General features: G+C 45.2%; 7 protein-coding genes. All 7 read left to right on the forward strand.

Going from position 1 to position 12,085, the window contains the following annotated elements:
* The first annotated feature begins 175 nt into the window (after positions 1-175).
* The 7 genes from PLE7327_RS13490 to PLE7327_RS22745 all read left to right on the forward strand — a co-directional run bounded on the left by PLE7327_RS13490 (position 176) and on the right by PLE7327_RS22745 (position 12,039).
* A complete protein-coding gene (locus PLE7327_RS13490; RefSeq protein WP_015144366.1) occupies positions 176-901 on the forward strand; it encodes a WecB/TagA/CpsF family glycosyltransferase in 726 nt (241 codons plus the stop codon).
* A 265-nt stretch (positions 902-1,166) separates the two neighbouring features.
* Positions 1,167-2,243, forward strand: a complete 1,077-nt coding sequence (locus PLE7327_RS13495) for a 3-deoxy-7-phosphoheptulonate synthase (RefSeq protein ID WP_015144367.1) — start codon at positions 1,167-1,169, stop codon at positions 2,241-2,243.
* A gap of 91 nt (positions 2,244-2,334) precedes the next feature.
* Complete coding sequence (locus tag PLE7327_RS13500; protein WP_015144368.1) at positions 2,335-3,645, forward strand: GTPase family protein; 1,311 nt, start codon at positions 2,335-2,337, stop codon at positions 3,643-3,645.
* Positions 3,646-3,809: 164 nt separating this feature from the next.
* Positions 3,810-6,869 (forward strand): plasmid replication protein, CyRepA1 family, encoded by a 3,060-nt coding sequence (locus PLE7327_RS13505; protein WP_015144369.1) that lies wholly within the window; start codon positions 3,810-3,812, stop codon positions 6,867-6,869.
* Between the two features lie 90 nt (positions 6,870-6,959).
* The gene (gene thrS / locus PLE7327_RS13510; protein WP_015144370.1) at positions 6,960-8,804 is read left to right on the forward strand and encodes a threonine--tRNA ligase; all 1,845 of its coding nucleotides are present in this window, start codon (positions 6,960-6,962) and stop codon (positions 8,802-8,804) included.
* A 124-nt stretch (positions 8,805-8,928) separates the two neighbouring features.
* A complete protein-coding gene (locus PLE7327_RS13515) occupies positions 8,929-10,056 on the forward strand; it encodes a N2,N2-dimethylguanosine tRNA methyltransferase (protein WP_015144371.1) in 1,128 nt (375 codons plus the stop codon).
* Positions 10,057-10,170: 114 nt separating this feature from the next.
* Positions 10,171-12,039, forward strand: a complete 1,869-nt coding sequence (locus PLE7327_RS22745) for a serine/threonine-protein kinase (RefSeq protein ID WP_015144372.1) — start codon at positions 10,171-10,173, stop codon at positions 12,037-12,039.
* Positions 12,040-12,085: the final 46 nt, after the last annotated feature.

Consider the following 12,085-nt stretch of genomic DNA (forward strand, 5'->3'; position numbering starts at 1 on the left):
GGCGATCCAATAGAGATTGCCACTTTGCGATCGCAAAATTCGTCTTTATATCAATGGAAATAATTTTGTCTTCTCATTCCAAGAGGGTACTGCAAAGTTGGGGTTTTCTAGCTCTCGCTTTGTAAAGTACGGTAAAGTAATGTGAGGAGATTTTAGATCGCGCAAAAATCTGGATATGTTAAAGACTCCTAAAACCTTTTCTGTCTTAAAGTTGCCCGTCCATCTCTTTAATGACTATACGAGTTGGCTCCTAAAACGCTTACACCAGAGAGCGGGAACTCATGTGATAACGCTAAATGCAGAAATGGCGATCCTCGCACAAAAAAATCCCAACGTAGCCAGGAGCATCCGAGAAGCCGATCTCGTCATTCCCGATGGGGCTGGAATCGTTCTCTATCTGCGCCTGCGAGGGCAGCGGCAGCAACGCTGTCCGGGAATCGAACTAGCAGAGTCGTTACTCAAACAAATCGGGCGATTGGGCAAATCCTATCCCATTGCCTTCTATGGCGGTAAACCCGAAATTGTGGAGAAAGCAGCCCAAACTTGGCGGCAGAAAGTGCCCGGAATCTCAATTATTAGCAATCATGGCTATCTCTCGCCAGCAGAAGAAGACAATTGGAAAGAAACGCTCAAGGTAACCCAACCAAAACTAATTTTGGTCGGATTGGGGGTTCCGCGTCAGGAATTTTGGATTCGCCAGAACCGCTCTCTCTGCCCCGAAGCCATTTGGATTGGCGTAGGCGGTAGTTTTGATATCTGGTCTGGAACCAAAGAGAGGGCACCCGTTTTGTTGCGGGAAAATAATTTAGAGTGGCTCTATCGACTCTATCAAGAACCCTGGCGTTGGAAGCGCATGCTAGCTTTGCCTGAGTTTTTCTGGCGAGCTTTACTGGCTAGATAGTTAGAAACTCATTTCAGATTTGGAAATAGGCAGGGAACAGCTAAAGGCTGAGGCTTCTCTACCCTTCGTTCTCAGGCTAAACCAGGGAACGTGACGATTAAACCTCGACAAACCCAAAGTACATAATGCGAATCGTTCCAATTATCAATTAGTAATATGGCAATTAACCCTAGATTAAATTAACGTTGCTATAGCTAGCTTAGATTTCTTTTAAATATAAGATTAGTTTAAAATACAGACTAAAAGCAGTTTCTAGTTGTAAGATATGAAAAATCAATTATTTAACACTCATATTCAAAACTCTCATGTACTATTAACTCCTCATGAAGTAAAATCAAAATTGCCGTTAACGCCTTCGATAGAAAAAACTATTTTAAAATATAGAAAAGAAATAGAAAATATCTTAGATTTTAAGGATAGTAGAAAATTTATCGTAGTCGGACCGTGTTCCATCCACGATCCAAAAGCAGCGATTGAATATTCACAAAGACTGAAAATTCTGAGCGATCGCGTCAAAGATAAGCTGCTGCTCGTTATGAGAGTGTACTTTGAAAAACCAAGGACGACAGTAGGGTGGAAAGGATTAATTAACGATCCCGATATGGACGATTCTTTTCATGTCGAAAAAGGTTTATTAATGGCACGCAGCCTGCTTTTAAAAATTGCTGAATTGGGATTGCCCGCCGCCACAGAAGCCCTCGATCCCATCGTCCCTCAGTACATGAGCGAACTAATTTCCTGGTCTGCCATCGGAGCGCGCACGACCGAATCGCAAACTCATCGCGAAATGGCAAGCGGACTTTCGATGCCTGTAGGGTTTAAAAACGGCACCGATGGCAACATTGAAGTGGCTTTGAATGCTATACAATCTGCCAGAAGCCCCCATCATTTTCTGGGAATCAATCAAAAAGGACAGGTAAGCGTTTTTAAAACGAAAGGAAATGCTTACGGTCACGTAATTTTAAGGGGCGGTAACGGCAAACCCAACTACGACCCAGCTAACGTAAAACTGGTAGAAGAAAAATTAAAAGAGGCAAATTTGCCCCCGCGAATCGTTATCGATTGCAGCCATGGAAATTCTAATAAAGACTACAGATTACAAGCTTCTGTTTTTGAAAATGTCGTTCGACAAATAGCGTCGGGGAATGCATCAATCGTTGGCATGATGTTAGAATCCAACCTCTATCAAGGCAATCAACCGATTCCCAGCCAACTAGAGCAGCTAAAATATGGGGTTTCCGTGACCGATAAATGTATTGGTTGGGAAGAGACAGAGCAAATTATTCTGGCTGCCTACGAAAAACTGAGTGGTGGCATGATAGAGCAACGCGAAAAATTCTGAATGCTAGACTAGAGTTAGTCTGACGAAGTGCAAGCAGGCTCCGCCGCTCACTTGGCAGAGTACCTTGCACCCTATTTGCCGTTTGGAGCGAATGATTGAGCAACGCGATGCTGACGAAGTGCCGACTCCGACTAACGATGGAGTGCCTGGGTCGGGAAAAGATTCCTGGACAAACCACGCGGCTGAAGTCTGGAACCAGGCAACAACGCGATTGATGCAATTGCTCCCCCTAGAGCAAGTCGCACAAACAGTCGTGAAGTGGTTTAGCGTTAGCGAAGATCGGGTCGTCGAGATTTTGGAGACGGTTCGATCGCAACTGCCGACTACAGAAGCGTTTCTAATCGGTAAGCCTCAAACTGGAAAAAGTTCGATCGTGCGGGGACTGACAGGTGTTTCTGCCGAGATTGTCGGTCAGGGATTTCGTCCTCATACGCAACACACCGAGCATTATGCTTATCCATCGAGCGACCTGCCGTTGCTCATTTTTACCGATACAGTAGGATTGGGAGACGTAAACCAGGACACTCAGACAATTGTTCGAGAACTGATTGGCGATTTAAACCAAGAAAGTCGCGGGGCGAGAGTCTTAATTTTAACCGTAAAAATTAATGATTTCGCAACAGACGCGCTGCGACAAATTGCTCGGCAGTTGCGTCAGAAATATCGAGATATTCCCTGTTTGCTGGCGGTAACTTGCTTGCATGAGGTTTATCCTTCCAGTGCTGCCGATCATCCCCCTTATCCCCCCGACTTTGAAGAAGTCAACCGAGCTTTTGCCGCATTGCAGCAAACTTTTGCTGGACTGTACGATCGCGCCGTTCTCATCGACTTTACCTTAGAAGGAGATGGCTATAATCCGGTGTTTTACGGCTTAGAGGCGTTTAGAGATACGCTGGCAGACTTACTTCCAGAAGCGGAAGCCCGTGCGATTCATCAGCTATTAGATGAAGCTGTTGGCGAGCAAATTGGCAATCTCTATCGAGATGTGGGACGGCGTTATATTTTGGCATTTGCTGTTATCGCAGCAACGGTGGCAGCCGTACCTCTACCATTCGCTACCATGCCAGTATTAACTGCCCTACAAGTCTCAATGGTGGGACTGTTGGGGAAATTGTACGAGCAGACGCTGACCCCATCCCAGGCAGGAGGCATAGTTAGCACGATCGCAGGGGGATTGCTAGCAAAAGCTATCGGACGGGAGTTGATTAAATTTATCCCTGGGTTGGGCAGCGCGATCGCAGCTTCCTGGGCTGCTGCCTACACCTGGGCGCTAGGGGAAGGCGCTTGCGTGTATTTCGGCGATCTCATGGGCGGCAAGAAACCCGATCCGAAGAAAATTCAATCCGCGATGCAAAAAGCGTTTGGGGCAGCTAAAGAACGGTTTCAGGAAATCAAGTCTTGACAAAAAGTCAGAAGGTAAAAGTCGCAATTCATAACTACTAACTGTAGATAATATTCCTCCTCGCGCTTGAGATTTTTTTTCCACATATAGTGTTTTTGCTCTAAAATTATGAGGCAAAGCGCTACTGGTAGTGTTTTGCTTTGGGTGTTTTAGGAGGAAAAGGGATGAACCATCTACTTGAGTGGCAAAAAAGCTGTGTTGACGAACAGCTAATTCGCCTTAACGTAACTGCATTAGACGGTTCTGCACCCTCAGAGTATCTGCTTTACTCTGACGAGATCCCCAGACGCAACGACGGGCGAGTTAGCGATCGCATTCTCAAACGCTACGAACACACGGAAGAAGGAGGATGGTGGTGTTCTGGGATCGATCTACTGACCGGAGACGATGACCTCTGGGGATGTTTTAAACCACAACGCCCTCGTCTGAGTAGCGATCGCAACAAACCCATTAAATACGAACATCCGCCCTATGCGCCCACTGGTATCTTCGCTTTACGAGTTCCTTTGCATATATGGCAGCGCATTGCCGCTCGCTGCGAGATGAAAATTATACCACAAGAGATCGACAAAAAGCAACCAGATCTCGGTTTTTGGCAATGGCTGGCGAACCATCCTTCAATCCCTTTGTGTATTACCGAAGGCGCGAAAAAAGCTGGCGCGTTACTCACGGCAGGTTATGCAGCGATTGGCCTCCCAGGAATTAACAACGGCTATCGCACTCCCAGAGACGAACGAGGAAATCGCATCGGCAAATCCCATCTCATTCCTCAATTAGAAAAATTAGTCGCGTCGGGACGAGAAATTTACATTGCTTTCGACCAAGATAGGAAACCCAACACCATCAAAGCGGTCAACGCAGCGATCGGAAAAATGGGGTATCTGCTGACTAAAATAGGCTGTTGTGTCAAAATTATTACCTGGAAACCCGAACTCGGAAAAGGCGTTGACGACCTCATTGCTAAAGCGGGTCAACCTGCCTTCGAGCAAGCTTATCAAAGAGCAATTCCCCTAGATACCTGGAAAGTACAGGGATGGGCGCGCCTTACTTATACTCCCAACCTTCAGGTCAATTATCGCTATCTTCCCGATTTAGATATTCCCGCAACAGCTAAGCTAATCGGCATTAAATCCCCCAAAGGCACGGGAAAGACTCAGTTTCTAGAAAAGATCGTCGCACGAGCTAGGGATCGCCAACAATGGGTGTTAGTTATCGGACATCGAATCCGACTGGTTGAAGAACTTTGTCAGCGCTTTGGACTGAAATACATTACTGAGGTGCGAGAGCGTCCGCAAGAGCAAGTATTGGGATATGGGTTATGTATCGACTCTTTGCACCCCAATTCCCAGGCACAGTTTAATGCTACTCATTGGTCGGATGGAATCGTAATTATCGATGAAGTCGAACAAGTACTTTGGCACAGTTTAAATTCTGATACTTGTAGAAGCAATCGCGTTGCCATACTCAAGTCACTAAAAACTTTGATGCAAAATGTTTTAGGCGGCGGCGGACAAGTATTTGTTGCCGATGCAGATTTAAGCGATATTTCCCTAGATTATTTAATTTCTCTGGCCGGAATTTCCCTAAAACCTTTTATCATTCAAAATGACTGGAAACCTACCGAAGAAGAAGCTTGGAAAGTCTATAACTATTCAGAAAGCGACCCAAAAAGACTGGTAAGAGATTTAGTCAAGCATATTAAGGAAGGCGGCAAACCGTTTATTTGTCTCTCAGCACAGAAATTAACCAGTCAATGGGGAACTCGTACTCTTGAATCCTATTTTAAAAAACAATTTCCAGGAGCAAAAATTCTGCGCATCGATTCTGAATCTCTAGCAGAACCGACTCATCCTGCTTATAACTGTATTACTAATCTCGATCGCGTCTTATCTGAGTACGATATCGTCCTAGCAAGTCCGTCTATTGAAACCGGTGTCAGTATCGATTTGAAAGGACATTTTACTTCCGTTTGGAGTATTGCTCAAGGCGTGCAAACAGCAACATCTATCTGTCAAGCATTGGCAAGAATTCGAGAGAATATTCCCCGCTATCTTTGGATTGCCTCCTATGGGTTCAATCAAATCGGAAATGGTTCTACATCTATTCCAGCACTACTCACGTCCGGTCATCGTTTAACCGAACTGAATATTCGCTTGCTGCAACAATCCGATTTCGAGGCACTCGACGATATCGATACGGGATTTCAAGCAGAATCACTATTTTGTTGGGCAAAAATGGCAGTTCGCGTCAATGCTTCAATGATTAATTATCGAGATTCCGTGCTTGCCTTGCTATGGGAAGAAGGACATCAAATAAAGGACGGAGGAAAAATTTCTTCTTCCTATTTTCCCGATCGATATTCACTGGCTGAAGCTTGGGAAAGGGTTAAAAGTCAAAATCAGTTAACCGAAGCTATTAATTCAGTTAGAGAGCAAAACTATCAAGCAGAATGCGAAGCGATCTCGCTAGCTGACGACCTAACTGAAGAACAATATCAGGAGCTTAAAAAACGATTGGTTAAAACGATTACAGAACGGAGATCTTTAAGAAAATATACCCTAAAAAAACGCTATTGCATACCTATTACTCCTCAAATCGTTGCTCTAGATGATGATAACTGGTATCGAAAAATTCGCCTCCATTATTTTTTAACTATCGGGCGTTCTTATCTAGCAGATAGAGATGCAATAGTTGCTAGAAAACTAATCGAAAAAGGTCAGGGAAGTTTGTTTTTTCCTGATTTTAATGTCTCCCAATTAGGAGCTATTATTGGCACAATGGAAATCTTAGGCATCCCAATATTATTAGCCGATCCATCTAGAGAATTGCGCAATACAGATGACGATCTACAAAAGATTGCTCAAATTGCTAAGAATAACCGCGCTGAAATTAAAACAGTAATGGGCATCGGAATTGCCAAAAATGCTAGCCCGATAGTCATAATTAGGCGATTTCTTGAAGAAATTGGCTATGGATTGACTAATATCTGTTGTGGGGGAAATCGTCAAAAACGAGTCAGAGTCTATCAAATGGTTGCTTCTAAAGACGGTCGCGAAGAAGTGTTTAGACAATGGTTATTGAAAGACCAAAAATATCCTGGTAGTTCTGAATTTTGGTTAGATAATAACTTGGAGACAGCCTGCTATACTAATCGTTCTGAAGAATCGCGATCGCGTCAATATATTCAATTGAGTTTGGATTTATCTACCCCAAGCGTAAATTGACTTTGTCTGAGGTAGAACCTTGTCTTTGCAAGTATCATGGTAATAGTACGTGCAAGTCAATGAAGGTAAAGTCTAAAAAGAGTTACTGGTATGGTTAACGGTCCGAAGCCTATCGCCGAATCGGCTGCTTCAGAGGAACAGCAAGAACCCATTCGGCTTCCTCGCACCAGCGAATCCGAACATCTCAAAAAAATTCGGCACACCACTTCTCACATCATGGCAATGGCGGTGCAGAAGCTATTTCCCAAAGCACAGGTGACTATCGGACCTTGGACGGAAACAGGATTTTATTACGACTTCGATCTCGCAGAACCTTTTTCTGAAAAGGATCTCAAGGCGATCAAGAAGGAAATGATTAAGATCGTCAACCGCAACCTACCAGTCATTCGAGAAGAAGTGACTCGCGAGGAAGCGGAACGCCGCATCAAAGAAATTAACGAACCCTACAAGTTAGAAATCCTCGAAAGCATTCAAGAACCGATTACTATTTACCATCTCGGCGACCAATGGTGGGATCTCTGTGCGGGTCCTCACCTCGAAAGCACAGGGCAAATTAACCCCAAAGCGATCGATCTCGAACATGTCGCTGGGGCTTATTGGCGCGGAGATGCTACCAAAGCGCAATTGCAGCGCATTTATGGAACGGCATGGGAAACCCCAGAACAACTCGAAGAATACAAACGACGTAAAGAAGAAGCCCTTAAGCGCGATCACCGCAAACTAGGTAAAGAACTGGGCTTATTCGTCTTTTCCGACCTCGTAGGACCGGGTTTGCCCTTGTGGACTCCCAAAGGCACCATATTGAGAAGCATTCTAGAAGATTTTCTCAAGCAAGAACAGATTAAACGCGGCTATTTGCCTGTAGTCACCCCCCATATCGGCAGAGTGGAATTATTCAAAACCTCCGGACACTGGCAGAAATACAAAGAAGACCTGTTTCCCATGATGGCAGAGAACGAGGAAGCTGCCGCGCACGAACAAGGTTTTGTGCTCAAAGCGATGAACTGTCCTTTCCATATCCAGATTTACAAGAGCGAGTTGCGTTCTTACCGAGAATTGCCGATGCGCTTAGCGGAATTCGGTACCGTTTATCGCTACGAGCAATCCGGAGAATTGGGAGGACTGACGCGGGTACGCGGCTTTACTCAAGATGATGCCCACCTATTTGTCACTCCAGAGCAACTAGAGAGCGAATTCCTCAACGTAGTGGATCTGATCTTGTCAGTTATTAAAACGCTCAAACTAGACAAGAACTTTAAAGCGCGACTGAGTTTTCGCGATCCCGATAGCGATAAGTATATCGGTTCCGACGAAGCTTGGAATAAAGCAGAAAAGGCGATCCGTCACGCCGTCGAAACCTTGGGGATGGAGCATTTTGAAGGCATTGGGGAAGCGGCTTTTTATGGTCCCAAACTCGATTTTATCGTTCGGGATGCCCTAGAACGCGAGTGGCAACTGGGAACGGTACAGGTGGATTACAACCTGCCAGAACGATTCGAGTTAGAGTACGTGGCTGAAGATGGAACTCGCAAGCGTCCCGTGATGATTCACCGCGCTCCCTTTGGTTCGCTAGAGCGTTTGATCGGTATTTTGATCGAACAATATGTGGGAGATTTTCCCTTGTGGCTGGCACCCGAACAAGTGCGAATTTTACCCGTCAGCGACCCGCAATTGGACTATGCCAAACAAGTAGCAACCCAGATGCGATCGCAAGGCATTCGCGCCGAAGCCGATACCAGCGGCGAGCGCTTGGCAAAAATGATTCGCAATGCCGAGAAGCAAAAAATACCTGTTATGGCAGTGGTAGGGGCAAAAGAGGTAGAATCTAATACCTTGAATATTCGCACTCGCGCCTCTGGAGAATTAGGGGAACTAGCAGTCGCGACCGTAATCGAAAAGTTAATGGCAGCCATTCGCGATCGCGCTAATTTCTAAGTCGATTTAATGCTTATCTTGCCGTTTAAGACGGATTTTAGCATCTTAGACAGAGAATTTATTTTAGTAGCAATTTTTTCCTTAAGACTAACGACTAACCACTAACTAATAACCAATACCTTCAATGTCAGATTCGACTCCTGATTCTGTCAGTGCCACTTTCTACACCGAAGGGAAAGCTAAATTTCAAGTTGGTAATGCATTTTATCGTTCTGCCAGTCGAGTCGTGCGGGATTTAGGCGTTTTAGCGGCGGCAATCTATAAATCCGATAGGGGAATCCTGCGAGTTATAGATGCAATGACCGGATGCGGGGTGCGGACTTTGCGCTACTGGTTAGAAAGCGGTGCGGATTGGATTTGGGCAAATGACAGCAACCCAGAAATAAGACCAGTATTAGAGAATAATTTAAAAGATGCGATCGCGTCGGATCGATGTCAAATAACGCATACCGATGCCAATCGCATCTTTTTCGATTGCTACAATCGGCGAGATTATTACGATCTTGTCGATGTAGACTGTTTTGGTTCGGCTGCTCCCTATCTTCATACCGCTTTATGGGCAACCAAAATCGGCGGACTGCTTTACCTCACCAGTACTGACGGACGCACGGCGACGGGACACCAGCCAGAAAACAGCCTCAGCATCTATGGCGCATATACTCGCTGTCATCCTGCCTCTCAAGAACAAGTCCTCAGGCTGCTCATCGGCAGCGCACAACAGGCAGCAGCCAGTATGAGACTAGGAATCGAACCGATTTTTTCGCTTTTTACGGGTCAAACCTATCGAGTTATGCTGCGTTTACTTGCTAAGCCTTGTTTAATTCCTGAAAACTATGGCTTTCTTGGCTACTGCCACCAATGCGGCAATTATCAAGTGGTTTCTTGGCGAAAGTTAGGGAAAACCTGTTGTCAAAGAGATGGCTCCCTTTTAATCCTCAGCGGTCCCATGTGGTTAGGACAACTCCATCACCAAGAACAGTTGAGGCGAATGCAATTTCTTGCCCAAGGGTTAGAATGGTCGAAACGCTTAGAATTACTGGCTACGATGGAAGCAGAAACAGATTTTCCTCCTTATTTTTATACCCTCACAGAGATCGGACGGAGAGGAAAATTAGATCTTCCCAAGCGATCGAGTTTGATTCAAGCACTGCAAGAGAGAGGGTATCGCGCAACTATAACTCATATTAACGCCCAAGCAATTAAAACCAATGCCGATCTCATGGCTTGCATTTCAATAGCACGAACGCTATAAATCAGTTATTAGAAGTCGGAACTCGGAAGTAAATCTTTTCCTTGTCTCAGAAGTCTCCTAGTTTCCCGTCTCCCATTCACCAATCCATCTGTAGCCATCATCGATCGATTGAATATGACAGCCTTATTAGAGATATCTCCTGGTACTTTTATAGGCGATCGCTACCGCATAGAAACCCTCCTGGGACGAGGTGGATTCGGTCGAACTTATCTCGTCTCCGACCGACAGTGTTTGGGCGCTTTGTGCGTCCTAAAAGAATTTTTTCCAATTACACAGCAAGAAAAGACGTTCCGAAAAGCTCTCGAGCTCTTTAAAAGAGAAGCAAGAGTTTTACAAAAACTGGATCATCCCCAGATTCCTCAATTTCTCAACTGGTTTGAAGATCGAGAACGATTCTGCATCATTCAAGAATATATTGATGGAAAAACCTACTGGGAACTTCTCAACCAACGCTTAGAGCGAGGTCAAGTTTTTGGTGAAGCTGAAGTCCTTCGATTACTCAAAGATCTGCTGCCAGTGCTGGATTATCTTCATGGCTGCCATGTCATTCATCGGGATGTTGCACCGGATAATATCATGTTTTCCAGACAGCGTGGCAAGCCAATCCTCATCGATCTCGGCATTGTCAAAGAAGCGGTCACTTATGGGTACTACAGCCTAATTAGCCACAATGCCCCGTTAGGAGCAGTTTCTTTAGTAGGAAAACGGGGTTACTCGCCTCCAGAACAGATTCGGATGGGGCAGTGCTATCCCAGTAGCGATCTTTATTCGCTAGCTGTCACGGCTCTAGTTTTATTGACCGGAAGAGCGCCAACCGAGCTATTTGACAGTCATACAATGGAATGGCAGTGGCAGAATTATGTAGAAATTAGCGACGGTTTAAGGCAAATTTTCAGCCGTATGCTGGCAGAAAAGCCTAAAGAGCGCTATCAATCAGCAAAAGAAGTTCTCGCCGCTTTGTCCGCCTCCTCACCTGAGAGCAAATCCACGCCCATCATTATGTCGTCGTTTGTTCGACCGAGTGCGCTTTTCGTTTCTGGAGCAACACCACAACAAGACCTCAGTCCGCCGCCTCAAGATAAAATCTTTCGCGAAGATAAAACCCCCAGTAAAAGTGGCAAACTCATCAAAGCAGGTGGAGTAATGGCTGCTAGCATGCTTCTAGGCAGCATGGCAATCGGTTTTGGCTCTCCTTTCATCCCAGGTTTATGTAAGAAGTTAGATAATTGTGCGACAGATGCACGATATCAGACGGTTTATCAAGAACAAGTCGAACGAGGACAAGAGGCAATTTCTCAAGCCAGTCGAGCACAAAGCGTTGAAGAATTGCAAAATGCACGCGATCGCTTCAAGCAAACCCTAACCCAATTAAAAACTATTCCCAACGATGCTGAAGTCTCTTTACAAGCTCAAGAGACTTTAAAAGTCTATCAAACTCGCTTCGAGCAAATCAATGTCAGAGTTGTAAGGGGACGGAAAGCCCAACAAAAACTTCAGCAAGCAGAAACGCTCATAACTGAAGCTACAAAAACTACAGAAGCCGCTAAAACGCTTGCCCAGTACCGACAAGCAAAAGCTCAATGGGATAGAGTACGAGAGCATTTAAAGGCTATTTCCTCAGATCCTGTCGTTGCTGGCAAGATAAAGACACAATTAGCCCATATTAATGTCAAGATAGCAGAAATTCAAACCAAAATCGAGCAACAAGTTCGGGAGGCACAACAACAAGCACAGCCTAAAGCCAGGAAAAAGTCGTCTCGCTCGTCAACAAAAACAACACAGAATAGCCTCAATCGACAGGTTTCCTCCTACGGCAGGGCCAAACCATCCAGAACCTTGAAATCTAACCGACCTACTTCGCGACGAATACGATCGTCTGTGCGCCGTGCATCCTCAAGAAGATCTTTATGGGGAGGAAGTCCGAAGCGATCGCCATCGTCTTCATCGCGATCGCCATCATCGTCCAAAAAAAACCTCTGGTAAACGAACTTATTTTAAGGGATTTGCTTGGGTGACTGACAAATCTTTA

Origin of the sequence: Pleurocapsa sp. PCC 7327 (assembly GCF_000317025.1) — a bacterium.
Lineage (GTDB): Bacteria > Cyanobacteriota > Cyanobacteriia > Cyanobacteriales > Microcystaceae > Hydrococcus.

What these genes read in the sequence shown, in the direction of transcription:
- PLE7327_RS13515 (WP_015144371.1), top strand. Translation starts at nt 8,929, where the DNA reads ATGTCAGATTCGACTCCTGATTCTGTCAGTGCCACTTTCTACACCGAA.
- PLE7327_RS13505 (WP_015144369.1), top strand. Translation starts at nt 3,810, where the DNA reads ATGAACCATCTACTTGAGTGGCAAAAAAGCTGTGTTGACGAACAGCTA.
- PLE7327_RS13500 (WP_015144368.1), top strand. Translation starts at nt 2,335, where the DNA reads ATGATTGAGCAACGCGATGCTGACGAAGTGCCGACTCCGACTAACGAT.
- PLE7327_RS13490 (WP_015144366.1), top strand. Translation starts at nt 176, where the DNA reads ATGTTAAAGACTCCTAAAACCTTTTCTGTCTTAAAGTTGCCCGTCCAT.
- PLE7327_RS13495 (WP_015144367.1), top strand. Translation starts at nt 1,167, where the DNA reads ATGAAAAATCAATTATTTAACACTCATATTCAAAACTCTCATGTACTA.
- thrS (WP_015144370.1), top strand. Translation starts at nt 6,960, where the DNA reads ATGGTTAACGGTCCGAAGCCTATCGCCGAATCGGCTGCTTCAGAGGAA.
- PLE7327_RS22745 (WP_015144372.1), top strand. Translation starts at nt 10,171, where the DNA reads ATGACAGCCTTATTAGAGATATCTCCTGGTACTTTTATAGGCGATCGC.